At 39.2% G+C, this 24,314-nt stretch carries 27 protein-coding genes; 3 read left to right on the top strand and 24 right to left on the bottom strand.

Features of this window, described 5'->3' with window-relative positions; translation table 11 throughout:
• Positions 1–127: 127 nt before the first annotated feature.
• Together FHQ08_RS05905 and FHQ08_RS05900 are read right to left on the bottom strand one after the other, a co-directional pair.
• Positions 128–409: a GIY-YIG nuclease family protein gene (locus FHQ08_RS05905; RefSeq protein ID WP_230913474.1), complete on the bottom strand. Its 282-nt coding sequence runs from the start codon at positions 407–409 to the stop codon at positions 128–130.
• The gene (locus tag FHQ08_RS05900; RefSeq protein WP_230913473.1) at positions 399–1,136 is read right to left on the bottom strand and encodes a tRNA1(Val) (adenine(37)-N6)-methyltransferase; all 738 of its coding nucleotides are present in this window, start codon (positions 1,134–1,136) and stop codon (positions 399–401) included. Before FHQ08_RS05900 ends, FHQ08_RS05905 begins: the two co-directional genes overlap by 11 nt.
• Before the next feature lie 68 nt (positions 1,137–1,204).
• Between FHQ08_RS05900 and FHQ08_RS05895 the strand changes: the two genes are divergently transcribed.
• Entirely contained in the window at positions 1,205–1,858 is a 654-nt protein-coding gene (locus FHQ08_RS05895) for a lysophospholipid acyltransferase family protein (protein ID WP_230913472.1), read from the top strand.
• Between the two features lie 119 nt (positions 1,859–1,977).
• Here FHQ08_RS05895 and FHQ08_RS05890 read toward each other — a convergent pair whose 3' ends face one another.
• Both FHQ08_RS05890 and FHQ08_RS05885 read right to left on the bottom strand, forming a co-directional pair.
• On the bottom strand, positions 1,978–2,214 hold the full coding sequence (locus FHQ08_RS05890; protein WP_230913471.1) for a YneF family protein: 237 nt from the start codon (positions 2,212–2,214) through the stop codon (positions 1,978–1,980).
• 70 nt (positions 2,215–2,284) lie between these two features.
• On the bottom strand, positions 2,285–2,542 hold the full coding sequence (locus FHQ08_RS05885) for a DUF896 domain-containing protein (protein ID WP_230913470.1): 258 nt from the start codon (positions 2,540–2,542) through the stop codon (positions 2,285–2,287).
• 93 nt (positions 2,543–2,635) lie between these two features.
• On the opposite strand from FHQ08_RS05885, the gene lexA reads away from it, so the two are divergent.
• Positions 2,636–3,253, top strand: coding sequence for a transcriptional repressor LexA (gene lexA / locus FHQ08_RS05880; protein WP_230913469.1), 618 nt, complete (start codon positions 2,636–2,638; stop codon positions 3,251–3,253).
• Between the two features lie 115 nt (positions 3,254–3,368).
• On the opposite strand, the gene rplS is transcribed toward lexA, so the two are convergent.
• From rplS to FHQ08_RS05805, 15 genes are all read right to left on the bottom strand, one after another.
• The gene (gene rplS / locus FHQ08_RS05875; RefSeq protein WP_230913468.1) at positions 3,369–3,716 is read right to left on the bottom strand and encodes a 50S ribosomal protein L19; all 348 of its coding nucleotides are present in this window, start codon (positions 3,714–3,716) and stop codon (positions 3,369–3,371) included.
• Positions 3,717–3,841: 125 nt separating this feature from the next.
• A complete protein-coding gene (gene trmD / locus FHQ08_RS05870) occupies positions 3,842–4,582 on the bottom strand; it encodes a tRNA (guanosine(37)-N1)-methyltransferase TrmD (RefSeq protein ID WP_230913467.1) in 741 nt (246 codons plus the stop codon).
• A complete protein-coding gene (rimM, locus tag FHQ08_RS05865; RefSeq protein ID WP_230913466.1) occupies positions 4,572–5,099 on the bottom strand; it encodes a ribosome maturation factor RimM in 528 nt (175 codons plus the stop codon). The genes trmD and rimM overlap by 11 nt, the downstream gene beginning before the upstream one ends.
• Before the next feature lie 69 nt (positions 5,100–5,168).
• Positions 5,169–5,405 (bottom strand): KH domain-containing protein, encoded by a 237-nt coding sequence (locus FHQ08_RS05860; RefSeq protein WP_230913465.1) that lies wholly within the window; start codon positions 5,403–5,405, stop codon positions 5,169–5,171.
• A 12-nt stretch (positions 5,406–5,417) separates the two neighbouring features.
• On the bottom strand, positions 5,418–5,693 hold the full coding sequence (gene rpsP / locus FHQ08_RS05855; protein ID WP_230913464.1) for a 30S ribosomal protein S16: 276 nt from the start codon (positions 5,691–5,693) through the stop codon (positions 5,418–5,420).
• A gap of 81 nt (positions 5,694–5,774) precedes the next feature.
• Complete coding sequence (gene ffh, locus FHQ08_RS05850; RefSeq protein WP_230913490.1) at positions 5,775–7,211, bottom strand: signal recognition particle protein; 1,437 nt, start codon at positions 7,209–7,211, stop codon at positions 5,775–5,777.
• Positions 7,212–7,244: 33 nt separating this feature from the next.
• Positions 7,245–7,586, bottom strand: a complete 342-nt coding sequence (locus FHQ08_RS05845) for a putative DNA-binding protein (protein WP_230913463.1) — start codon at positions 7,584–7,586, stop codon at positions 7,245–7,247.
• Between the two features lies 1 nt (position 7,587).
• Positions 7,588–8,661 carry a signal recognition particle-docking protein FtsY gene (gene ftsY / locus FHQ08_RS05840; RefSeq protein ID WP_230913462.1) on the bottom strand — a complete coding sequence of 358 codons (1,074 nt, stop codon included), beginning with the start codon at positions 8,659–8,661 and terminating at the stop codon, positions 7,588–7,590.
• Between the two features lie 21 nt (positions 8,662–8,682).
• On the bottom strand, positions 8,683–12,243 hold the full coding sequence (gene smc / locus FHQ08_RS05835; protein ID WP_230913461.1) for a chromosome segregation protein SMC: 3,561 nt from the start codon (positions 12,241–12,243) through the stop codon (positions 8,683–8,685).
• 28 nt (positions 12,244–12,271) lie between these two features.
• A complete protein-coding gene (rnc, locus tag FHQ08_RS05830) occupies positions 12,272–12,985 on the bottom strand; it encodes a ribonuclease III (protein WP_230913460.1) in 714 nt (237 codons plus the stop codon).
• Between the two features lie 225 nt (positions 12,986–13,210).
• Positions 13,211–13,459, bottom strand: a complete 249-nt coding sequence (gene acpP, locus FHQ08_RS05825) for an acyl carrier protein (protein ID WP_230913459.1) — start codon at positions 13,457–13,459, stop codon at positions 13,211–13,213.
• 55 nt (positions 13,460–13,514) lie between these two features.
• Positions 13,515–14,516, bottom strand: a complete 1,002-nt coding sequence (gene plsX, locus FHQ08_RS05820; protein WP_230913458.1) for a phosphate acyltransferase PlsX — start codon at positions 14,514–14,516, stop codon at positions 13,515–13,517.
• 26 nt (positions 14,517–14,542) lie between these two features.
• Positions 14,543–16,576 carry an ATP-dependent DNA helicase RecG gene (gene recG / locus FHQ08_RS05815; protein ID WP_230913457.1) on the bottom strand — a complete coding sequence of 678 codons (2,034 nt, stop codon included), beginning with the start codon at positions 16,574–16,576 and terminating at the stop codon, positions 14,543–14,545.
• Positions 16,577–16,676: 100 nt separating this feature from the next.
• The gene (locus FHQ08_RS05810) at positions 16,677–18,356 is read right to left on the bottom strand and encodes a DAK2 domain-containing protein (protein WP_230913456.1); all 1,680 of its coding nucleotides are present in this window, start codon (positions 18,354–18,356) and stop codon (positions 16,677–16,679) included.
• A 40-nt stretch (positions 18,357–18,396) separates the two neighbouring features.
• The gene (locus tag FHQ08_RS05805; RefSeq protein WP_230913455.1) at positions 18,397–18,765 is read right to left on the bottom strand and encodes an Asp23/Gls24 family envelope stress response protein; all 369 of its coding nucleotides are present in this window, start codon (positions 18,763–18,765) and stop codon (positions 18,397–18,399) included.
• A 204-nt stretch (positions 18,766–18,969) separates the two neighbouring features.
• On the opposite strand from FHQ08_RS05805, the gene rpmB reads away from it, so the two are divergent.
• Positions 18,970–19,155, top strand: coding sequence for a 50S ribosomal protein L28 (gene rpmB, locus FHQ08_RS05800; RefSeq protein WP_230913454.1), 186 nt, complete (start codon positions 18,970–18,972; stop codon positions 19,153–19,155).
• Positions 19,156–19,236: 81 nt separating this feature from the next.
• Here the strand turns inward: rpmB and FHQ08_RS05795 are convergent, their stop codons facing one another.
• The 5 genes from FHQ08_RS05795 to FHQ08_RS05775 all read right to left on the bottom strand — a co-directional run bounded on the left by FHQ08_RS05795 (position 19,237) and on the right by FHQ08_RS05775 (position 24,310).
• Positions 19,237–19,899, bottom strand: coding sequence for a thiamine diphosphokinase (locus FHQ08_RS05795; RefSeq protein WP_230913453.1), 663 nt, complete (start codon positions 19,897–19,899; stop codon positions 19,237–19,239).
• A complete protein-coding gene (gene rpe / locus FHQ08_RS05790; RefSeq protein WP_230913452.1) occupies positions 19,896–20,549 on the bottom strand; it encodes a ribulose-phosphate 3-epimerase in 654 nt (217 codons plus the stop codon). Before rpe ends, FHQ08_RS05795 begins: the two co-directional genes overlap by 4 nt.
• A 65-nt stretch (positions 20,550–20,614) precedes the next feature.
• A complete protein-coding gene (gene rsgA / locus FHQ08_RS05785; protein ID WP_230913451.1) occupies positions 20,615–21,502 on the bottom strand; it encodes a ribosome small subunit-dependent GTPase A in 888 nt (295 codons plus the stop codon).
• 13 nt (positions 21,503–21,515) lie between these two features.
• The gene (gene pknB, locus FHQ08_RS05780) at positions 21,516–23,567 is read right to left on the bottom strand and encodes a Stk1 family PASTA domain-containing Ser/Thr kinase (RefSeq protein ID WP_230913450.1); all 2,052 of its coding nucleotides are present in this window, start codon (positions 23,565–23,567) and stop codon (positions 21,516–21,518) included.
• Positions 23,564–24,310 carry a Stp1/IreP family PP2C-type Ser/Thr phosphatase gene (locus FHQ08_RS05775; protein WP_230913449.1) on the bottom strand — a complete coding sequence of 249 codons (747 nt, stop codon included), beginning with the start codon at positions 24,308–24,310 and terminating at the stop codon, positions 23,564–23,566. Before FHQ08_RS05775 ends, pknB begins: the two co-directional genes overlap by 4 nt.
• Between the last annotated feature and the right edge of the window lie 4 nt (positions 24,311–24,314).

Here is a 24,314-nt window from a genome sequence, read left to right as displayed (position 1 = left end):
TGGTTTTTCCCGCCATCTATGTCATTTCTCACAGTAACCAAAAGGCACCAGCCATGAGATCCATAGATGTGTGAAATATTTTTTCATACCAGCATAGTATACGCAAAGTTACTAGGCAATGCAAGTCTTAAATTAGAATGTTATGCGCTCTTAAAAATCGAAGTTTTTGTGTCCGTGTCAGCTTTTTAAAATGTGCTTCTGCCTTTAATGCTTCAGACTTAGTTGATAACTGCCAGTAGTACAATAATTTAACGGGGCGTCGTGCCCGCGTGTATTTTGCCCCCTTGCCCGCATTATGCATCGCCACCCGATGCGTAACGTCGGTTGTATACCCAGTGTATAGCGTATTATCAGCACATTTTAAAATATAGACATAATAGTTTGAAACTGTATGTACGTCATTGACCATAAACAAGTCTTCTAACTTCTTTAGTATAGTGATCATTCTCATAAACATATAAAGGCGGTTCAACTTTGACGCCGTTCTCCCGGCCACGATTAATTGCTTCCACCAATACCATATTTGCGTCTAAGTTATCATTCAATTTGGGATAAACAAATCGCAACCGCTTGGGTGCAAGATGGTATTTTTTGAAAAGCACAAATAATTCGTCCAGACGATCCGGGCGAAAGATCAAACTAAGCTTGCCATTTGTTTTCAGCATTTTATGAGCATTGGCAATAATGTCTTCAATTGTCACTGCTAATTCGTGTCGTGCAATTGCCAGGGCTTTGTTCGGATTTGTAAGACTCCCCTCATTTATTCGAAAATAAGGTGGATTACAACTAATATAGTCAATAGAATCGGGTGTGAAGTGGTCAGTAATCGTTCTTAAATCCATATTTTCAACAGTTACTTGATTTTGAAGCTGATTTAATCTAATTGAGCGTGCAGCCATGTCGGCTAACGGGGGTTGAATTTCAATCAAGGTTATTTTAGCCTTGGTTTTATGACTCAAAAATAAGCCGACAACACCATTGCCAGCACAAAAATCGAAAATTTTTCCGCTTGGTGGTACTTTCGAGAAATCGGCTAATAAAATGGCGTCAATACCGAAAGCAAAATATTTAGACGATTGAATAATTTTTAAATTTGAGCTATAAAGTTGATCGATGCGTTCATCAGCAGTTAACATGATAAATTCCTTTCAATTTTACTGAGAAAACAATATAATGGGCTAGGTAAATTTATGTGAGGTGTCTTATGTTATATACAGTTTTTTATCATATTGTTCATTTTTTACTATTTATACTCAATGGCAATATTCATTTTGAGGCAAAACAAAACTTGCCAAAATCTGGTTATATACTTGTTGCACCCCACCGTACTTGGTGGGAACCAATTTTATTTGCCGTCGGTGCCTGGCCCAAAAAGTTTGGCTTTATGGCGAAAAAGGAACTATTTAAAAATCCGATTTTAAGTTACATTTTAAAACATACTAATGCCTTTCCAGTTGATCGGGCGCACCCAGGGCCTTCAGCAATAAAAATTCCGGTTAAACAACTGAGGCACGAAAATTTAGCATTGATTATGTTTCCATCGGGAACGCGGTATTCGAACAAGTTAAAGTCCGGAGCTGAAGTGATCGCTAAATTAGCGGGTGTGCCTCTGATTCCCCTTGTGTATCAGGGACCATTAACTTTTAAAGGCGTTTTACAACGAAAAAAAATTACGATTCGTTTTGGCAAGCCAATTATGGTCGAACGTAAGGGAAAATTAACCGATGACAAAACACTAGCTATTAATCAGTCTTTGATCACTGCTTGGCATGATTTAGATCATGCCATTGATCCAAACTTTGTTTATGTACCTGATAGCAAAAAAGCTGAGCTTGAAAAGGAAAAAGGCGAGCTTTAATACGTACAACGGATTCTTAGAATTTGAGTCTAGCAAAAGTGGGCGACGCAAAACAATCGTTTTGCTTTCGCCCACTTTTTTAAGTCTGACATATTCTAAGTTAGCTAATAAATATAAACCTACTTTTTAGCTTGCTTCTTTTGTTGCTGTTTCATAGCAGACATAACTTGGTTTAGTTTCTTTTGTGATGGTTTTTGTCCCATTTGCATCATCATTGTACGCATCATATCTTCATTGATTGGTGGATTGTCGGCCAAATATTTTTTCATATACTGACGTGCTAAAAAGAACCCACCGATCACACCAACGATCAAGCCGATGACGATACCTAAAATAATTGCAACAGTTGTACTCATAATTATTAGCCTCCGATTAAAATGTCCAAAGAATATGATACCGAAAAAAAGCTGATTTGAAAACTAAAAGTTAATCATCGCGCAAACCTTTTTTGCGCTGAATATTTTTTACCTTGTCAGGTGTCACTTCTTTGCCTGATTTATCAAATACACGCAGCATTTCAATTTGTGATTTGAATCCTTGTTTGAAATTTGCCAAATATTCTTTGCGTAGTTTAGCTTGTTCTAATTTTTCTTTTTCCGTTAGGCCTTCAGACTTCTGCTTATGAGCCAATTCATTAATGCGTTTGATACGTTGTTCAGCTTCTAAATCTTTTTTTTCAGTCATTTGAATCAATCTCCTTAAAAAAATACGAACATTTGTTTGAAAAGCTTATATACCTATGATAAGCTTAGTTTAATAAAAATTAGGGGTGTCAACATGGTAAAGAACCAGACGTCAAAACAAATGGAGGTCTTGCGCTTCATTTATGATCGCGTTAACGAGCAAGGCTATCCACCAACCGTTCGTGAAATTGGTGAAGCGGTCGACTTATCCTCTACTTCTACTGTTCATGGTCATTTATCCCGGTTAGAAAAGAAAGGCTTTTTGCAAAAAGATCCCACCAAACCGCGGGCAATTGAACTAACAAAAGCAGGTTTAGAAGCTCTAGGGGAAGCATCTAAGGAAATCCCAATGCTTGGTGTGGTAACCGCCGGCGTACCGATTTTAGCAGTTCAAGATGCAACAGAGTATTTTCCATTACCACCAAATATACATGACGCACATGATGTTTTTATGCTAACAATTCGCGGTGAAAGTATGATCAATGCTGGTATCTTAGATGGCGATAAAGTTATTGTTCGCCGACAAGCAACAGCTGATAACGGCGATGTTGTAATTGCCATGACGGAGGAAAATGAGGCAACTTGTAAACGTTTCTTCAAAGAAGATGGTTATTACCGTTTACAGCCGGAAAACGATACCTTTGAACCAATTATTTTAGAGAATGTAATTATTTTAGGCAAAGTCATCAGTCTTTACCGGGATCAAATCTGATCCTTATTGTTAACCAACTCGTGGCCAGTGGCAGGTCTTGCTGCTTCGGCCACATTTTTGTATTCTAAAACTAAAATAAAAAAGCAAGTAGCCGACTGGATACTTGCTTTTTTTATTAACGACGGCGTTCTTTGATTCTTGCAGCCTTACCACGTAATGCCCGCAAGTAGTACAATTTAGCTCGACGTACACGACCTTGGCGTGTTACTTCAATCTTGGCAACACGAGGTGTGTGTAATGGAAATGTTCTTTCCACACCGACACCGCTACTAATTTTACGAACAGTATAAGTGGCACTAATACCAGTACCCCGGCGTTTGATAACCACACCTTCGAATAACTGGATACGTTCACGTGAACCTTCGACAACACGAACGTGGACACGAACGCTGTCACCAGCACGGAATTCAGGAATATCCGAACGTAGTTGTTCTTTTGTTAATTCTTGAATCAATGGATTCATTTTAAGCTCTCCTTTATAACAGACATTCATGAGCAACTTTCATCCCAGCGGAATATCGTTGATAGTGACCATATATCACAAGTAAAAATACTATCACATAAAGTTAATAGTGTAAAGATTTTTTCTTAACAGTCATTGTTTTTTATATCATTTAGCATCTGTTCTGCTTCGGCACTCAGTGCTTGTTGTGCCAGTAAATCAGGTCTTTTTGTGTAAGTGCGTTTCAATGCTTGATATAAACGCCACTGCCTAATTTTTTCATGATTGCCACTGCGTAATACTTCAGGAACAACCTGACCTTGAAATTCAGCTGGCCGCGTGTACTGCGGGTATTCTAACAAGCCGCTGGAAAATGAATCGGTCTCTGCAGAATCCTGATTGCCTAGTACACCCGGCACAAAACGAGCAATCGCATCAATCATCACCATCGCCCCTAACTCCCCACCAGTAAGTACAAAATCACCAATTGAAACTAAATCCGTGGCAAGATCATAAATGCGATGATCATAACCTTCATAATGACCACAAATAAAGTCCAGTTCAGGCTCTTGTGCGAATTCCTGCGCCATTTTAGCATTAAATGGTTGACCAGCAGGATCTAAAATGATCACACGTCGTTTGTTGGGGTTACTCAGTTTCTTTTCAACAAGGCTATGCATCGCTGCATAAATAGGCTGAGGCATTAACAACATACCTGCGCCCCCACCATATGGGGTATCATCAACCGAATGATGTTTATTTGTTGTGTAATCGCGAAAATTAACAATATCGACCTTTAATAGGCCATTTTCTCTAGCTTTACCGATCAATGATTGTTGCAAAGGTGCAAACATCTCTGGAAAAAGCGATAGTATATTAATTTTCACGATCAATCAGTCCTTCTGGTAAATCAACCCAAATTTGTTGTTGAGTCACATCAACTTTTAAAATTACCGATTTAATGTAAGGTATCAATATTTCGCCATATTTTGCGGAGTTTACGACCCAGACGTCATTAGCACCTGGTGATAAAATCTCAGTAATCGGACCATAAACTTCTTTTGTTTGTGCGTCAATTACTTGAGCACCAATAATCTGATGGTAATAAAATTCTCCTGATGCCAACTCGTCAGCAGGTCGTTTTTCAGCAGCAATATAGAGCTCGCTCCCCTTAAACTTTTCTACAGCATTAATATCATTGAATTCAGTAAACTTTACAATTGGTAACCCCTTTTGAATACGGGATTTCTCTATAGTGACGGGTAAGTATTGTTTTTGAAAAAGGATCGCTAACTCCGCGCCAGGTTGAAAACGCGTTTCTGGAAAATCTGTATGACTAACGATTTTTACTTCACCTTTAATGCCCTGTGTGTTCACGATTTTGCCAACTTTGAAGTAAGCCATTGATTTTTAATCACCTCACCAATCTACAAAAAAAGACCTGGTCATCCCAGATCAATTTATTGTGAAACACTAGTTAATGTTTAAGCGCACACGCTTTTGATAATTTGTCTTTGCCGCATAAACAATATTACGAATAGCTTGAACCACATGACCCTGGCGACCGATAATTCGGCCTACATCGCTGGGATCAGCTTTTAAATCAAATTCGATAAATCGATCTGATTCATGCTGCACGATGTTAAGCTTTTCTGGATACTGACAAAGTGGCTCTACGATGACTTTAATCAGATGATCAATGTCTACCATAAAAAGCAGCCCTTATTTCTTGCCGTATTTAGCTTCGTGCAATTGTTTCATAATGCCGCGAGAAGTAAGTAAGTTACGAACTGTATCTGAAGGTTGTGCACCTTTTTTCAACCAGTCTAAAATAGTTTCTTCTTCAAGTTTTAATTCTACTGGTTCTTTAAGTGGGTTGTAGTAACCAACTTCTTCGATGAAGCGGCCATCACGTGGAGCACGTGAATCAGCCACAACGATACGATAGAAAGGTTTACGTTTTGAACCCATACGTTTCATACGAATTTTAGTTGCCAAGTAGGACACCTCCATTAAAAATTATCACGACAATAAATATAACAGTTCGTCGGACACATGTAAAGTGTTTTTTCTTTACACTTACGATTTAAATCTTTTGGCATTTTTTAAGCGTTTCTTTTTGCGCTTCTTTTGCTTGCGGGCCATGGAACTCATTGCCATTTTACCAAGCTTGCCTTGAACGCCATTACCAAATAAACCCTCCATACCACTCATGTTACCTTTGGACATTTGTTGCATCATTTTAGAGGACATATCAAACTGTTTGATCATCCGATTCACTTCTTGAATTGGACGACCCGAACCGGCAGCCAAGCGACGTTTACGGCTGGCATTTAAAATCTTAGGTTCTTCTCTTTCAGCTGGTGTCATTGAATAAACAATGGCTTTAATATGATCCATTTCTTTTGGTGAAATATTCATATTTTTCATTGCCGGGTTATTTGCAACACCGGGGATCATTTTCATAATTTCATCTAATGGACCCATTTTTTGAATCTGGTCCATTTGATCTAGAAAATCGTTGAAATCAAATGAATTTTCCTTGATCTTCTCAGCCATGGCCGCGGCTTGCTTTTCATCAAAGTCATTTTGAGCTTTTTCGATGAGTGACATCATATCACCCATGCCTAAGATTCGGTTAGCCATGCGATCAGGATAAAAAACATCCAACTGATCTAATTTCTCACCTTGACCTGTAAATTTGATGGGTTTACCAGTAACCGCACGAATTGACAGGGCAGCCCCACCACGAGTATCACCGTCTAATTTTGTCAGCACTACACCTGTGATATTTAAGCGCTCATTGAACCCTTTAGCAACTTCTGTAGCTGCTTGCCCTGTCATTGCATCAACGGTCAACAGGATTTCATTAGGCTGAACTTCAGCCTCGATGTCTGCCAACTCAGTCATTAATTTTTCATCGATCTGCAATCGCCCAGCAGTATCAATGATGACATAATCATTCTTTTGTAAGTCGGCCTGAATCATACCCTGCTTGACGATTTCAACGGGATCATGATCTGTACCCATATCAAAAACGGGGACGTTTAATTGTTGACCAATTGTTTTTAATTGATCCACAGCAGCAGGACGATAAACATCTGCAGCAATTAGCAATGGCCGTGCTTTTTCATTTTTGATTAAGTAATTTGCTAATTTACCGGCAGTGGTTGTTTTACCTGCCCCCTGGAGTCCGACCATCATGATAATCGTTGGGATGTGGGGTGCCTTATTAAGAGGTACAGCAGCTTCTCCCATCGTTTTAGTTAATTCATCATTAACAATTTTTACAATCTGTTGAGCGGGCGTTAAGCTTTCTAATACTTCAGCGCCCACAGCTCGTTCTCTAACTTGTTTGACAAAATCTTTAACGACCGTGAAATTGACATCGGCCTCTAACAAAGCTAAGCGAACTTCCCGCATCATTTCGCGGACATCACTTTCGGTTACCTTGCCCTTCTTTCGAAGCTTGCCAATGGCATTTTGTAAACGTTCTGTTAAACCTTCAAACGCCAAGTTCATCATTCCCTTTTATTAGTTTGTTTTGTGTCAAGCATCTGTTTCCGCTTCAATTTGCATGATCAACTCAACTAGCTTTTGATCCGTTGGATAATGTGTGGCCACATGTTGCCGCATCTGTTGAAGCAAGTGATTTTCGTTTTGATAACGTTGATAAAGATGTAATTTCTGTTCATAGTTATTTAAAATTTGTTCTGTACGATGGATATTATCATAAACCGCCTGACGGCTTACGGCAAAGTGGGTTGCAATTTCACCAAGGGAGTAATCATCGCGATAATAAAGTCGAATATATTCATGCTGCTTTTGCGTTAACAACATACCATAGAAATCAAACAATTCATTAATGCGGTTATTTTTTTCTAATTCCATATTAATCCTGCGTATTTTCCGAGTCTGACTTGAATTCTGAAGTATTTGTGCCATCGTCAGTCGTTTCTGGAATATCGATCAAGCCCTTGAATAGCCCGTAGATAAATTGGGTTGGGTTAAAGTCTTGCAGATCATCCATTTTTTCACCCAAACCTACCAATTTAACTGGAATATGCAATTCATTGCGAATTGCCAATACAATGCCCCCTCGAGCGGTACCATCTAGTTTTGTTAACACAATACCAGAAACCTGCGTTGTTTCATTAAATTGTTTCGCTTGGGACAAAGCATTTTGCCCGGTGGATGCATCCAGCACCAACAGTACCTCTTGCGGTGCATTAGGTAATTCACGCTTGATGACGCGCTTGATTTTTTCCAGCTCATTCATTAAGTTGACTTTATTTTGTAAACGTCCAGCTGTATCAACCAGCAAAATATCATAATGTTCCTGTTGAGCAGTTTTAACGGCGTCAAAAACAACGGCGGCCGGATCACCACCTGGCTGTGATGCCACAACTGGAACGTCTACGCGACGCCCCCATTCTTGTAACTGTTCAATAGCACCAGCACGGAAAGTATCACCGGCCGCTAATAGGACTTTCTTGCCAGCTTGACGATAACGGTGCGCCAACTTACCAATAGTGGTTGTTTTACCAGCACCATTAACCCCAACAAATAGAAAAACAGTCGGTTGACCATTGTCAGTAAAATGTAAGGCATTATCTTCATCCTGACCGGCTTCCCCGTAAAGATCGACTAGCTTTTCAACAATTACTTGAGAAACCTCATCGGATCGTTTCACATTTTTTAATTTAACTTCCTCACGGAGCTCGTCGCTAATGCGCAAAGCCGTTTCATATCCAACATCAGATTCAATTAACATCTCTTCTAAATCATCAAAAAAACCTTCGTCAACGGTTCGAAAATTGGCAAATAAAGCATTAATTTTTTGACCAAAAGTTTGCCGCGATTTTTCTAAGCCAGCTTCATATTTCTCAGTGGTTTCTTCCTGTTGCTCAGGTACGTCAGCATTACCACCGGTAAAAGCTTTTTTTATTTTGTCAAATAATCCCATCAAATTCCTCCTATTCTGAGATCAAGCACTTACCTGATCAGAAATCGCCACGGATACAACTTTGGAAACACCAGATTCTTGCATGGTCACACCATACAAACGGTTTGCCCGCATCATTGTGCCTTTACGGTGCGTGATGACAATAAACTGTGTTTTTGCATCATACGCTCTTAAAAAGTCCGCAAAACGAGCCACATTAGCATCATCTAATGAAGCTTCTACCTCGTCTAGGATGCAAAAGGGTACAGGCCGGACCTTAATGATCGCAAAAAGTAATGTAATTGCAGTTAGGGCACGCTCCCCTCCAGAAAGCAAACTTAACTTTTGTAGTTTCTTTCCAGGAGGTGATGCTTTAATTTCGACACCTGTATTCAATAAATCTTCAGGATCAGTTAGAATTAGTGCCGCCTGGCCACCACCAAACATTTTTGGAAAAATTTCACTAAAAGCTTCTGAGACTGCCCTAAATGTCGCTTTAAACCGAGCTCTAACTTCTTGATCAAGTTCGCCAATGGTTTCTAATAGGGTGTTTTTAGCAGTAAGTAGATCTGTTTGTTGTTGTGTTAAAAAGTCAAAGCGTGTTTTAACCTTTTGATATTCTTCAATCGCGGTAAGATTTACTGGGCCAATTTCATCGAGTGTGCGCTTCAATAATTTTACTTTCCGCTGCAAAACTTCAAGATCAACCACTTTTGATTGAGCGACTTCTGATTGTAATGATTCAAACGATGTCTGATAATCAGTTTCAACTTGTTCTAAGTCATTATGAATTTTTTCAACTACAGAATCAAGCTGCTGCTGGTTCGTGGTAATTTCAGTTCGGGTATTTTCTAACAACCCAATGTTTCGCGTGACTTCACCTTGAAGATGATCCAATTGCTGTTTAACATTAATACGCATTTTTTGCGCGTGTTCGATATTCGTTTGAAGTGTCAGTTGTTGTTGCTTACTTACTTGAATTTCCGTTTCAATTTCAGATAATGACAGCTTTTTGTTATGTCCAGCAGTTTGAATATCGGTCAAAGCATGCTCTAGATCGTGCAGCTGTCGCTGTGTTTTCCGTTGCCGTTGTTGTTGTTGCGTTAATTGCTGCTGAAAGTTACGCTGGTCTGCAGTCAAACTAGCTTTTGTAATTTTTAGTTCATTTATTTGATTTTGCAGTTGCTGCTGTGTTTGATCAAAGTCTGTCAACGTCTGACGCAGGGTATTTAGAGTTTGCCGTGCCTCGGTCACATTCTGCTCGAGTTGAACTTGCTGTTGTTGAGTTTGCTCGATTTCTCGAGTGAGCCCGTTCAATTGCTCCGTAGATGACTTTAAATTGTAATCAGCCGCACGGCATTCACGTTTTTTATAATCTAAAGCCGTCGTCAGCTCAGTTAACTGTTGTTGTGTTTGCTGGAAGTTTGTTTGATCGGCTGCATGATTATTTTTAAATTCGGCTATTTGTTTTTTTAAAAGTGCCACATGTTGTTGCAACGACTTTACTTCATGCTCTTTTTGTTGTAGTGTTTGATCCATATTTTGAACTCTCGTACGCCCAAGTTCAATTTGATTCTTCTGAGTGAGCAAGTTCGTTGTTTGCTTATGTTGTGCACCACCGCTCATAGCTCCATTCGTATTCAAAATATCCCCTGCTAGCGTGACAATACGGAAACGACGATTGGTAACTTGAGCAATTTTAATAGCTTGGTCTAGGGCCTCTACAACGACCAAAGTCCCTAACAAATGCTTGCAGACACGAATATAAGCAACCTCAGTTTTTACGAGTTGCCAGCCAACACCTAAAAAACCATTATATTGGCGTAGTTGTGCTTCATCACTAGATGAGATCGTGCGTGTTTTAATAGACGTCAAAGGTAAAAATGTTGCGCGCCCTTGATGATTTGTTCGTAAATGCTGAATTGCTTTTTTTGCAGCTAATTCATCATCTGTCACAATATCTTGTAATCGGCTGCCAATAGCAGCTTGAATTGCTTCCTGAAATTTTTCAGGCACACGCATCAGTTCAGATACTGAACCTAAAACACCCGATAACTCTTGCCGATGCTGCAAAATATATCTAGGGCCTTGGTAGTATCCCGAAAATTCCCGTTGGAAGGCTTCCAAACTTCGCAATTTGGCTTTTGCCCGTTGGTAAACATCTAAGCCATTAACCAAATTTTGGCGTTCTTGCTCATATTTCTGCTGTTCTGAAGTTAACGTTTGTTCTAAAGTTTGCAGCTCTTTTTGTGCGCTCACTTGAGCATTTTCAGTCGACTGGATTTTTGCTTTTTTTTCGCCCAATTCTTTTTGTAGCTGGGTTAATTCTGCTGTTAACGTTTCCTGCTGTGCTTGAATACGCGCTACTTGATGTGTCAAGATATTTTTTTGCTTTTCAGACATTTGAATATGATTACGATATTCTGCTTGCTGTTGTAAATAAGTTAAATATTGATCGTTTTCAGCATCGATCTTACTTTGAATATCTGCCTTCGACTGTCCAGATGTAACTGTTAGCTGCTTAATTTGGGCTTCAACAGGTGTCAGCTTTTTTTCAATAAGAGCTAACTGGGCAGTGGTTTGCTGGCAAGTTTGCGTTTGTTCAGTCAACTGATCAGTCAAGTCATGAATACGTTTTTTTAGATCCTTCGTTTGTGTTGCTTGTTGCTGATCATGGGCTTTAGTTAATGCTTTTTGTGATTTTAATGCCTCAATTTTTTGAGTTGCAGTGACTAATTGTGCTTGATCGTTATCTAACTGACGTTCAAGTTTCGTTTGTTGCTTTTTGGCAGCCGTCAGATCTTCGGCAAGTGTTGCTTTGGCTTCAGCTAATTGTCTAGCAGTTAAATTTAATTCGTTGATTTTTTGCTGTAACCGGGTTTTTTCTGCTGAATTCTGATTAATGGAAATAACCAGCCATGATTTCATATAATGATCGTATTGTTTTTTTTGTTCAAGATATTCCTTAGCCAAACTACTTTGTTCATGTAGTGGAGCTACTCGATCATGCAACTCTGCAATAATATCTTCAACACGATTTAAATTATCAGTTGTTTGTTCTAACTTTTTTAACGTTGTTTCTTTTTGTATTTTATATTGATGAATCCCCGCAGTTTCTTCAATGATCGTGCGTCGATCTTCTGGTCGACTATTAAATATTTCTTCCACTTGACCTTGAGAAATAATCGAAAAAGAAGAACGACCGATTCCAGAATCTAAAAACAAGCTGACGATATCCTTTAAGCGGCAGCTTTTTTGATTGATATAAAATTCACTTGTGCCGTCTCGAAAAATTTTACGCGTAATTTCGATTTGATCAGCATCTTTTTTTAACGCGCGGTCCTGATTATCAAATTTTAAAGTAACTAACGCTAAATTCATAGCAGGACGTAATTGTGTGCCTGCAAAGATAACATCTGGCATATGTTCACCACGCAATCCCTTAGCTGACTGTTCACCCATCGCCCAGCGAACTGCTTCGGTAATATTACTTTTACCACTGCCGTTTGGCCCAACGATACCTGTAACACCTTTGTCAAACGTTAACTCAGTCTTATCTGCAAATGATTTGAATCCAGAAATGATTAGTGATGTTAGTGACATTTAATTCGCTCCAATATGACTGTGGTCGCTAATTTGTTTGTGAGGACTGATTCATTTTGATTTGAGTTAATGCCGTCTTGGCAGCAGCTTGTTCAGCACGTTTTTTGCTGGCGCCTTGACCTTCCCCTAATACCTCACCATTAGCCGTAACGTTTACATGAAAAACACGTTCGTGCGCTGGACCATCTTCAGACAGCGTATGGTAGGCGATTTCTACTTCGCCATTTGTTTGTAATTCTTCTTGCAATGCTGTTTTATAATCTGTGAACTCATTAAATTGACCGACATCAACCTTCGGAAAGATAATTTGTCGGATAAACTTTACCACAGCTTCTTTCCCTTGGTCTAGGTAAAGCGCACCATTAAACGCTTCAAAAAGATCCTCTAATAACGTGTCACGATTACGTGCTCCCATTTGCTCTTCGCCTTTACCCAGTCGAACATAACGATCAAAGTGTGCCTCTCGCGAAAAACTACTGAATCCTTTAGTGCAAACAATCGAAGCTCGCAAACGTGTAAGTTTGCCTTCAGGAAGTTCTGGAAATCTTTTATACAAGTGTTCAGAAACAGTTAATTCCAAGACAGCGTCGCCAAGAAATTCCAACCGTTCATTGTCTTTTAAATTAAGTTCTTTGTGTTCATTGACGTAAGAAGAATGCGTAAAAGCTTCATCTAATAAACTCAAATCTTTAAACTCGATACCGTATTTTTGACGCAATTCATTTGCTAATTCCTGGATCATTTTTAAATTCCTTTCATTGTGTCCGTTGACTTTGATTTTTTCTTATCTCTAGCTGGTAAAACAATGATAACAGCTAAATATATTAAAAAAGCAAATAACAGTTCATTTTACATACTGATTTAGTTTATCAGAAAAAGGGGCAAACTGCACTGTTTTACCATATAAAAAAGCTAGCACAGAAATCAACTCACTGGCTAGCTAAAATGGTGTCTGGTTAACAGATATTTATTTTTTGGGCATATGTTCTTGAATATAAGAAACGGCATCACCGACTGTCTTGATTTTTTCCGCCTCTTCATCTGGAATCTCTGCACCAAAAGTATCTTCTAGCTCAATTACAAATTCAACAATATCAATAGAATCAGCTTCCAAATCATTTTTAAAATTTAAATCATTCGTAACTTTACTTTTGTCAATATCAAAACGATCTTCTAAGATAGCTGCTACCTTATCAAATATTTCCTGCTCAGTCATAACTTGCCTCCAAATTTTAATGCAAAATTAGTCTATCCGTTTTTCTGTGACTTGTCTATGAATTTTTTTCTTTGGAAAAATAATCAATCACATGTTGGACGGTTTGTTTATTAACCATATCATGAATTTGCGTTAATGCATAATAGACAGCGCGATCATCCGAAGCACCATGAGATTTTACGACCGGTGCAGCCACGCCTAACAGTACGGCACCGCCATATTTTGAAGTATCAAACTTATCCTTTACAGCGGCAAATGCGGACTTAGACATGGCCGCACCTAATTTAGATAACATACCACTATTTAATAAACTATGCTTGATGACTTTCATTAAAGCACCAGCTGTGCCTTCAATTGTTTTTAGAACCGCGTTCCCAGTAAAACCATCAGAAACGACGACATCAGCTGGACCTTCTAAAATATTGGTAGCCTCAACGTTACCAATAAAATTAATGTCTGGATCATCTTTGAGTAGTTGATAAGCCTCTTTGTGAAGATCATCACCCTTATCATACTCGGTGCCGTTATTTAAAAGTCCCACTCTTGGTTGCTTAATTTTACGGACATCTTGAGCATAATAAATGCCCATCTTAGCATATTGATAAAGGTGATTCGGTTTGCTACTGGCGTTTGCACCAGCGTCAATTAAATTAAACCCATCGTCTGTCGCCACCGTTGGTAATGTAGGCATTAGTCCCGGGCGCTCGATGCCCTTGATGCGGCCGATCACAAAAATACCACAAGCTAAAACTGCACCAGTATTACCACAAGAAAAGAAAGCATCCGCATGATGATCTTTCACTGCTTGTGCCGCTAAAACCATAGAAGCTTGCTTTTTACGTCTAACAGATCGTACAGGCTCATCGTCACCGGCAATAACCTCATCCGTATGCTGAATTTCAATCCGCTCTATGTTAGATACCAAAGGCTTAATTTGTGCCTGGTCACCATACAAAATAAATTCCATATCGGAAAATGCATCTCTGGCAGCCAACACGCCCTTAACAATCGCTTCTGGGGCATTATCTCCGCCCATTGCATCAATGGCAATTTTCATTCTATAACTCCTCTTCTGATATAAAATTAGTCTAGTCGTTTTAGATCAATTGTTGTTTTTAAAAAAGTCCGTAACGTTTGATGTTCAGCTTTCGATAGACTTGGATCGTCTACAAAAATTTGCTGTGCTTCAGTTTGAGCAACTTGTAAAACGTTAAAATCAGCAACTGGATCGCCGATTTGAAAATCAGGTAACCCCGACTGTTTTTGACCAAAAACATCTCCGGGACCCCTTAATTCTAAATCTTTTTCAGATAAAACAAAACCATCATTTGTTTCGGTCATTGCCTGTAGTCGTGCAACGGCCACCTCGTTTTTGGGCTGAGCCACTAATAAGCAGTATGCTTGCTGCTGACCACGACCTACGCGTCCTCGTAACTGATGCAGTTGTGACAACCCAAATCGGTCAGCATCATAAATAATCATGGTATTGGCATTTGGCACATCGACACCGACCTCCACCACTGTGGTAGCCACCAAAATTTGCACCTCATTTTTAGCAAAAGCCGCCATGACTGTATTTTTATCATCATTGCTCATTTGTCCATGCAGTAAAGCTACTTCATATTCCGGCGCAAAAGCTTCACGGTAGCGTTCATATAATAGTTCGGCGTTTTTCAGGTCCATAGTTTCAGACTCCTCTATCAGGGGTGAAATTACAAACGCCTGATTATGCTGAACGAGTTGTCGTCGGACAAAAGCAAAAGCTTGTTGATCTTGATTATTTTTAAGCCAATATGTCTTAATCGGTTTTCGACCACTTGGTAATTGATCAATCGTCGAAACATCCATCTCGCCATAAGTTGTAATAGCCAGTGTTCTGGGAATCGGCGTTGCCGTCATCATCAAAACATCTGGGTGTAACCCCTTTTCACGTAATGCCTTACGCTGATTGACACCGAAGCGATGTTGCTCATCAATGACAACGAACCCCAGATTTTTAAAATGCACACTCTCTTGAATTAACGCATGTGTCCCAATTAAAATGTTCACGCGACCCTGAACCAAATTTTCATCAATTTTTCGTCTATTTTTATTGGTTGTTGCACCAGTTAGCAAAGTCGTTACCACATTCATCTTAGCAAATAAAGGCTGTAATTTTTCAAAGTGCTGCGTGGCTAAGATTTCTGTGGGTACCATCAAGGCCGCCTGATAACCAGCAGTTACAGCACTAAACAAGGCAATGGCCGCAACGATTGTTTTGCCGCTACCAACATCCCCCTGAAGCAGGCGATTCATTTGATAAGGGCGCTTCATATCGGCTGCAATTTCATTAACAACCCTTTTTTGTGCTTGCGTTAATTCAAAGGGTAACTCGTGGATAAAATCCTGCACAGCTGCTAATTGGTATTTCAGGCTCAAGCCTTGGTTTCCTTGGTGCTCTTTTTGCCGTATGGCTTGCATCCGACATTCAAAGACAAAAAATTCACGGAATACCGCACTGCGATGGGCTGCTTTAACTTCAGTTGCCGTTTTCGGAAAATGCATACCAGCGATAATTTCTCGATCATCGAGTAAACGATAACGCTGCCGAATATCAATTGGCACTATATTACCAATAACAGATTGATATTTCTCAAATGCCAATTTAACTAACTTGATTAGTGTGCTCTGGCGAATATTTTTGTTAACCGAATAAATACCAGCCAAATCATTATCGTCTTTCGGTGAGAAAAACTTCATTCCAGTCAGACCGCGGCGGCGTTGATCCCATTTGCCAAATACAGCAACAACTGTATCTGGAATAAAGCGATCTTTTAACCAAGGCTGATTAAAAAAAGTTACAATTACAACTTGGTGTTCCACTAAAAGACGAACAATTAAGCGATTTTTGTTAGGTCCAAAGCGATTCAAAATTGGCGCTGCAATCACTGTCCCTTTGAGCGTTATTTTTTCTTGGTCTGTAACTTCCGCCAAAGATTTAACTTTTAAATCATCATAGCGAAATGGAAAATAAAACAGTAAATCGTTGATGGTAAAGATACCCAGACTATTTAAAGCCGTAACCCGCTTGGCACCGACACCACTCAGAGTTTCAACTGAATCAGAAAGTTTTAACAAGTGCGTCCCCCCTTCTTGATTGACAGTTTAGAAAGAAAGGACCGATGCAAAATAACTGCAAATCGGCCCAATATATATCTATTTTAGAAACAATTATTAACTATTCTGCTGAAATCAAGAAAGGATAAACTGGCTGGTCGCCCTCATGAATCTCAATTTCTAGATCATCATGTTTGGCTAAAATAGCAGCTTCAAGTGATTTAGCTTCCTGACTGGTTGCATCAGCACCATAAATAATTGTAATAATCTCAGTTTCGTCATCCAGCATTGTTTCTACCATTTGAATGGCAGCCTGCAGACGATCAGGGTTAGCAACTTTGATCGTACCATCAACAATTCCTAAATAATCACCTTGTTTGATTTTGAGACCGCTAAGCTCTGTGTCTCGAGTGGCAGCTGTTAATTGGCCGCTAACAACGGTCGTCAGTGCATCGGTCATCTGTTTTTTATTCGTATTTAAATCAGCAGCTGGATCAAAAGACAACATAGCAGTCATCCCTTGAGAAATTGTTTTAGTCGGCACAACGGCCACAGAAATATCGCTAACATCAGCCGCTTGTTCCGCTGATAAGAAGATATTCTTATTATTTGGCATAATTATGACCCGTTTGGCATTTACTTGCTCAATAGCATCTAAAATATCCTGAGTACTTGGATTCATTGTCTGACCACCATTGATTACAAAAGTGACCCCTAAGCTTTCAAATAGTTGCTGCAGACCGTCACCCGAGGCAATTGCAATCACGGCATAATCCACTTGCGGCCGTTTTGACTGCTTATTAGAGGCAGCTTGAGCTTCGTTAACAACATTTTCATTTTGAACGCGCATGTTATCAATCTTGATTTTATGCATGGTGCCAAATTGACTGCCATAACGATAGACTTTTTCAGGGTGTTCTGTGTGCACGTGAACTTTAACAACCTCATCGTCGGCGACAACTAACAAGCTATCACCCAGATTATTCAAATAATTTCGAAAAGTATCGTAATCAAATGTTTTTTGATCCGCTTTCTTCTCGGCAATATTAACCATCATTTCTGTACAATAGCCATAAGTGATGTTAGCTGTTGCCACCTGACCTTGGATTGCTCGGTGATGGACAGCATTAACCATTTCGTCCATTTCAGCTTCATCAGGCGTGTAAATATCTTTAGCGGCTACTTCACCAGTTAAGCCTTCTAAAAAGCCCTCATAAATGAAAACGAGACCTTGACCTCCAGAATCAACGACACCAACTTCTTTAAGGACTGGCAACAGGTTTGGCGTATTCGCCAAAGCCTTTTTGCTTGCTAAAATGACGGCCTTCAAAACTTCAGTGATGTCATTCGTTTCATTTGCCGTTTTATTACCCGCTTTGGCACCTTCTCGGGCAACCGTTAAAATGGTACCTTCGACTGGTTTCATAACAGCTTTATAAGCTGTCTCCACACCAGCCATGAATGCATCAGCTAATTGTCGCGCACTAATGGAAGTTTGTGGTTCAATTTTTTTGGTGAATCCGCGAAAAATTTGCGACGTGATGACGCCAGAATTGCCACGTGCCCCCATTAGCAATCCCTTTGCTAAGGACTTACCTAGTTCACCAACTGAATTGCTGGGATTTTCATTGACTGCCTTTGCGCCACTGGCAAACGTCAAACTCATATTTGTACCAGTATCCCCATCTGGAACCGGGAAAACGTTTAAAGAATTGACAAAGTCACTGTTCTTCTTTATTCGGTGAGATGCAACCCGAATCATATCCTTAAATTTATCGCCATTAATTTCTTCAATTTTCAAGGAAGTTCCTCCTGAATAGCAATTATTCTATTAATGTGTGTTAATCTAAATCATCAGTTATTTTGACACCTTGGACGAAAACATTGACTGCCTTTGCCTTGATACCTAACATACTTTGTAAATTATATTTAACTTTATCTTGGACATTACGACCAACCTCAGATAATTTTACGCCATAACTGATAATGATATAAATGTCTACAATAATCGCGTTGTGCTCTTGTCGAACAACGACACCACGACTATAATTCTCACGATTTAAAATATCATTTAGATTATCACGAATTTGGTTTTTACTGGCCATTCCGACGATGCCATAGATATCAGTAGCCGCACCGCCGACAATTGTTGCAATGACTTCGTTGGAAATGTCGACATCTCCATATTGCGTCTTAATTTTAACAGCCATTTTTAATCCTCCTCATTCGTTACGTTTCAATTACACTACAAAAAATTTTAGCACACCAAACGCTTGATTGAAAGAAAATACGACATTTAGCGGAGCGTGTCAAGTAAAAATACTTTAAAGAAAAATCTTGCAATGAAAGCATTGTTGTGATAACTTAGTTTGGTACATGATTGATACCAAAGTAACCTTAAAGGAGGTTTAACATTGGCTAAAGACGTTATCACAGGCCGTAAAACTCATTTCGGCAATCAACGTTCACACGCATTGAATTCAAGTCGTCGTAGCTGGAAGCCAAATTTACAAAAGGTTCGCATCCTTGTTGATGGCAAACCTAAGCGAGTTTGGGTTTCTGCACGCGCTTTAAAATCTGGTAAAGTTACCCGTGTTTAATAAAAAAGCCTTAAATCATGATCTACTTCATTTGTCGATCATGGTCTAGGGCTTTTTTTATTTGTATTTTTCAGATTTTAATTATACTGACTGATCTGTACTTTGAATGACGCAGATCGTCCCACTTTCAAATTGAAAATGAACTGTGTCATTAACAAATTCATTACTGGCATACGAAACCGGCACATCTAATTGCGCATCATGCAATTGATACTTGGCATCATGAATCGTTAAATGTTGTACTGGCGTCATCGCAACGAAAGCCAAATACTTCTTATCTGATTGTTTTCTAATCTCATATTTTCCTGGTAGATAAAAGGATAAATGGTTATGTTGATCAACCATTACAATATTAGCCGCATGCGTGCGAAAACGTGGCTCTAGTAACATAAAAAAATTCACTAGAAAATGGTCAAGACGGCCACCAGTTGCCCCGTAAATCGTCACACTATCAGCATGTAGTTTTTCTAGTGCAAGTTTCAAACCTAATTCGCTGTCCGTATCATCTTTTTCGGGCTTTTCGTAATAGATATCTTGAATATGGGCTTTGACTAAATCCAGTTCAGAGGCACTCAAAGAATCATAATCACCAACAGATATCTTGGGCTGAATACCCATTTTTAACAGGAATAAAGTGCCCCGATCAACACCGATCCAATCACCCGCAATTTCTGTGGGTGATTTTTTTAATTGTTGCGGCCAAAGCTCCTGTGGCCCGCCAAGCAATAAATTGACTCGTTTCATTTGATCAAACCCTTTAATTTTGTAATTTGTTCAGCAACAGAATGTCCACCAAATATATAAGAACCCGCCACAAAAATATCAGCACCGGCTTTTGCCGCTTGTTGAATTGTTTGATCATTGATACCACCATCAACTTCAATATCAAAAGTCAAAGTAGCATCTGTTTGTCTAATTTGATCTAAATGAGCTACTTTCTCTAACGTACTTGGTAAAAAAGCCTGACCCCCAAATCCTGGATTAACGGTCATAATCAAGACTTGTCCAACCAAAGGTAATACAGATTTTAACGCATCTACGGGTGTACCTGGATTAATAACGACACCGGGTTTCACATGGCGTTGTGCAATCAGTTGTAAGGCATGATAAATATGCGGCGTACTTTCAAAGTGGACCATGATCGTATCGGCTCCGGCAGCCGCAAACATATCGATATATGCTTCGGGATGAGACATCATCAAATGGACATCTAACGGTAATTTTGTAATTGGTCTTAAAGCTTGAACAACTTGAGGCCCGAAAGCTAAGTTTGGTACAAAGTGCCCATCCATGACATCTACATGTAATAAATCAGCCCCACCTGCTTCTAAAGCAGAAACATCTCGTTGTAAATTTATAAAGTCGGCACTTAAAATTGAAGGTGCAAGTTGCATCGTTATCACTCCTGAATATTAGTTTGAAAATTTACGTTTTATTGTTTTTTCTTAATACAACTTCATCAATATCGTTTTTGTTGCTGAACTTCTTGACGAAATTGTTGATAACTTTCATATCGGCTGGTTAAAATTTCACCAGTAACTACAGCTGCTTTGACCGCACAATCAGGTTCATTGATATGTTGACATTCTCGAAATCGACATTGCGGACTAAATGCCATAAACTCTGGGAATAGATTTTTTATCCGTTCAAGTGGGATTTGTGGCAATGCCATATTTGAAAAACCAGGCGTATCAGCAATCAAGCCGCCAGCAACCTGATGTAATTCTACATGTCTGGTCGTGTGTTTGCCACGATTTAAACTCTGAGAAATAGCGGACGTTGGTAATTTCAGTTCTGGCACTAAATGATTCAATAACGTTGATTTACCAGCGCCAGATTGACCCGTTACTGCGGTAACTTTGCCATTAATAAGCCGTGCTAATTCCTGTAAACCTTCATCTGAAAATGGATCAGATGTAAAAATTGTCGCATACCCAATATTCTGATAATAATCAAAGATATTCTGAAAATTTTGTAGCTGTTGTTGGTCGTGAATTAAGTCGCTTTTTGTCACATAGATGACTGCTTTAAGATCATTAAATTCTTGTGTAACTAAAAAGCGATCTAATAAATTAGGCTGAAAATTGGGCGTTATCAAAGAAGTCACAATAACCATCAAATCGATATTTGCCAAAGGTGGTCGGACCATTCGATTTTTTGCTGGCAATATCTCTAGAATATAGCCATCAGTTGAGTTAGTAGATTCAAAAACAACATTGTCACCAACAACTGGCTTAATTTTTCTGCTTCTAAAATTACCGCGTGCTCGAGTTTGGTAAACTTTATCTTCGGCAAGAACATAGTAAAATCCACCGGTAAGTTTAATAATTTTTCCTTGGCTTTTCATGCCGTCTCCTTTGTCAACTAGGCTTGACTTCATCGGTCAAGATCACATCTCCATCACGTACAACTTTGTAATATGCTGACTCATTACCTTTAACAGTAAACGTTAAAGTAATATTGGTAGTTTGTGTGATAACCATTTGCCGATAGACATCACCGATATTGTGTGTTTCATCTTGAATGAAGATAGTGACATGATTTTCGTGAACTGGCGTTGTGGTTGTTGAACTACTTGTTGATGTGCTGGCACTGGCGCTAGAACTGCTTGAAGAAGCAGTTACCCCATTGTCATTTGGATTAGTAATATCAGCTGTATTTACCTGTGTAGCAGTCTTAGGGTTAAAGGGTATGGTAATCGTTTTATTAAAGCTAACTTGCTCAGGGGCTTTATTTTTTTCACCTAGAGAAATAACGACATTTAAACTGCTGCCCTTACTAAGCCTTGTTCCGGCAACAGGTGTTTGTGAGATCACTAACCCTTTTTCAACTGTATCGGAATATTGAGATGTAATGTTTAACACGAGACCCTTCTCATTAGCATAGTCCTGAACACTCTTTTGGGTGTAGTTCGTTAAATCACGTAAGTTAAAAAATGCTCGTCCCGAGCTAACCGTCAATGTGATGATTGTTTCCTGGGGAATCACCTTTTTACCCTCAGGTACATCTTGGTTCATAATCTGTCCGGCAGCATACTTTGTTGAAGATGTCTCGTTTTTACGAACGGTAAAACCAAGCTTCATCAGTTTTTTGCGAATTTGAGTATAATTTTGTCCCACGTAATTACTAATACGGACTTTTTTAGGCCCTTGACTGATCAAGAGATTAACTTTGCTTTGTTCTTTAACAACCATGTTCTTTTTAGGGTAACTACGGATCACACGATCTTTTTGCACGTCATTATCATATTGATGACTGATATCACCGATTTTTAAATGATTATCTGTTAATACAGATTTAGCCTGCGTCTCTGACATCCCGGTCAAATCAGGAATCTCAACATTTTTTTTAGTAGTTCCAATAATAAATCCCACCGCCAAAATGAAAACAAGCAAGGCCAATCCAAAAGCCATCCAAAATCGACGTTTTTTTAAAAAAGTCCACCATTTTTTGTCTGCTTTAAGTTGTTCCTCGTGTTTATTAGGCACAACTTTATCGGCTAAATCTGGATTTTTGGGGATTTGAATGACTTTTGTTTCATCTAGATCTGAATTGCTGTTTGGCACAAATTTGGGTTCATTCGCCCGCTTTTTATCTAGCGAGGTACTGAGATCAACGGCCATTTCAGCTGCACTCTTGTAACGATCATGAGGATCTTTGGCCGTCGCATGTAAAACCACATTTTCTAAGGGCTGTGGAATCCGGGGGTCTAGCGCTTGAACCGAAGGAATCTCGTCTTGAAAATGTTTGATTGCAATTGAAACAGCAGATTCACCTTCAAATGGAACTTTGCCAGTTAACATCTCGTAAAGAATAATACCCAATGCATAGATATCTGATTGTTTCGTGGCCATACTACCTTTAGCCTGCTCAGGGGATAGGTAATGAACAGATCCTAATAACGTATTAGTTTGAGTCAAAGAATTGTCATGGAGAGCAACCGCAATTCCAAAATCAGCAATTTTTATATGATCATTTTTGTCAATCATAATATTTTGCGGTTTTAAATCTCGATGAATAATGTCATGATCATGAGCAGCTTGAACAGCAGATAATATTTGTTTCATAATATCGATTACTTTGCGATAAGGTATTGGAAAGTTTTGATCAATATAATGTTTGAGATCCATGCCTGTCACATATTCCATCACGATATAGCTCATACCAGCATCTTCACCAATATTATAAACTTTTACAATACTGGGGTGATTCAGTTTTGATGAGGCACTGGCTTCACGTTGAAACCGCTTCTTTGTATTTGGATCATTCTGTAAATCCATATGCAAGATTTTAACAGCGACATCTTGATCATTCTTTTGATCATGAGCAAGATAAACATTGGCCATGCCGCCCTCGCCAATTGGACGAATCAACAAGTACCGCTTGTCTAATAAATAACCTTTTTCCATCATGAAGCATCCACCTGCGAATCGTCATAAATCAACAATGCCGTTATATTATCTAAACCGCCATGGGTGTTTGCAAGGTCAATCAGACGATCACATTTTGTTTGGAGATCAACGTCAGATTCAAGGACCGTCTGAATTTCTATATCGCTTACCATATTTGTTAAGCCGTCTGAACAAAGCAACAAATAATCTTGTGGATAGCTGTGAAAGATTGTGACATCAGCATCAACATTTTTTGAGATACCTAATGAGCGCGTAATTAAATTCTTTTGAGGGTGATTTTTTGCATCTTCCGGAGAAATATCGCCATGTTTTACCAGCTCGTTGACTAACGAATGATCCTCTGTTAATTGTTTGAGCTGGTTTTCGCGTAGGCGATAACACCTAGAATCTCCGATATTTGCCACGATATATGTATCAGCAACCATTAACGTAGCCACAAACGTCGTACCCATGCCTGACAAGTTGGCGTGAGTATGTGCTGTTTCTAAAATACGCTTATTTTCTGAATTTAACTCAAAAACGAGCCAACGAACTAATTCATCAATATTAGTTGCTTGATTATTTCGAAAATTGTCACCTAGATGTGAAACAACCATTTCCGAAGCAACGTCACCGCCCTGATGGCCACCCATACCATCTGCTACAACGGCAATATGCGCGCCAGCTTCGTTTTCAAATACACCTACCGAGTCTTGATTGCTTTGCCGCTTACGACCAACATCGGTACGAAAGGCAAATTTCATCTTT

The sequence above is a fragment of the Agrilactobacillus fermenti genome, assembly GCF_021030645.1.
In the GTDB taxonomy this organism is placed as follows: Bacteria; Bacillota; Bacilli; order Lactobacillales; family Lactobacillaceae; genus Agrilactobacillus; species Agrilactobacillus fermenti.
Note: the sequence above shows the minus strand (reverse complement) of the source record. Positions and strands in the feature narration are given on the sequence as shown.

Bases quoted from the DNA above. Each gene is read 5' to 3' on its own strand.
- FHQ08_RS05900 (WP_230913473.1), bottom strand. From the start codon at position 1,136: ATGTTAACTGCTGATGAACGCATCGATCAACTTTATAGCTCAAATTTA.
- rnc (WP_230913460.1), bottom strand. From the start codon at position 12,985: ATGATCCAGGAATTAGCAAATGAATTGCGTCAAAAATACGGTATCGAG.
- lexA (WP_230913469.1), top strand. From the start codon at position 2,636: ATGGTAAAGAACCAGACGTCAAAACAAATGGAGGTCTTGCGCTTCATT.
- rimM (WP_230913466.1), bottom strand. From the start codon at position 5,099: ATGGCTTACTTCAAAGTTGGCAAAATCGTGAACACACAGGGCATTAAA.
- FHQ08_RS05805 (WP_230913455.1), bottom strand. From the start codon at position 18,765: ATGGCTGTTAAAATTAAGACGCAATATGGAGATGTCGACATTTCCAAC.
- rsgA (WP_230913451.1), bottom strand. From the start codon at position 21,502: ATGAAAAGCCAAGGAAAAATTATTAAACTTACCGGTGGATTTTACTAT.
- plsX (WP_230913458.1), bottom strand. From the start codon at position 14,516: ATGAAAATTGCCATTGATGCAATGGGCGGAGATAATGCCCCAGAAGCG.
- rpe (WP_230913452.1), bottom strand. From the start codon at position 20,549: ATGCAACTTGCACCTTCAATTTTAAGTGCCGACTTTATAAATTTACAA.
- pknB (WP_230913450.1), bottom strand. From the start codon at position 23,567: ATGATGGAAAAAGGTTATTTATTAGACAAGCGGTACTTGTTGATTCGT.
- FHQ08_RS05775 (WP_230913449.1), bottom strand. From the start codon at position 24,310: ATGAAATTTGCCTTTCGTACCGATGTTGGTCGTAAGCGGCAAAGCAAT.
- rplS (WP_230913468.1), bottom strand. From the start codon at position 3,716: ATGAATCCATTGATTCAAGAATTAACAAAAGAACAACTACGTTCGGAT.
- FHQ08_RS05895 (WP_230913472.1), top strand. From the start codon at position 1,205: ATGTTATATACAGTTTTTTATCATATTGTTCATTTTTTACTATTTATA.
- smc (WP_230913461.1), bottom strand. From the start codon at position 12,243: ATGTCACTAACATCACTAATCATTTCTGGATTCAAATCATTTGCAGAT.
- FHQ08_RS05845 (WP_230913463.1), bottom strand. From the start codon at position 7,586: ATGGAATTAGAAAAAAATAACCGCATTAATGAATTGTTTGATTTCTAT.
- acpP (WP_230913459.1), bottom strand. From the start codon at position 13,459: ATGACTGAGCAGGAAATATTTGATAAGGTAGCAGCTATCTTAGAAGAT.
- FHQ08_RS05905 (WP_230913474.1), bottom strand. From the start codon at position 409: ATGGTCAATGACGTACATACAGTTTCAAACTATTATGTCTATATTTTA.
- FHQ08_RS05860 (WP_230913465.1), bottom strand. From the start codon at position 5,405: ATGGTAGACATTGATCATCTGATTAAAGTCATCGTAGAGCCACTTTGT.
- FHQ08_RS05795 (WP_230913453.1), bottom strand. From the start codon at position 19,899: ATGAAACGAGTCAATTTATTGCTTGGCGGGCCACAGGAGCTTTGGCCG.
- FHQ08_RS05885 (WP_230913470.1), bottom strand. From the start codon at position 2,542: ATGACTGAAAAAAAAGATTTAGAAGCTGAACAACGTATCAAACGCATT.
- FHQ08_RS05890 (WP_230913471.1), bottom strand. From the start codon at position 2,214: ATGAGTACAACTGTTGCAATTATTTTAGGTATCGTCATCGGCTTGATC.
- ftsY (WP_230913462.1), bottom strand. From the start codon at position 8,661: ATGGGATTATTTGACAAAATAAAAAAAGCTTTTACCGGTGGTAATGCT.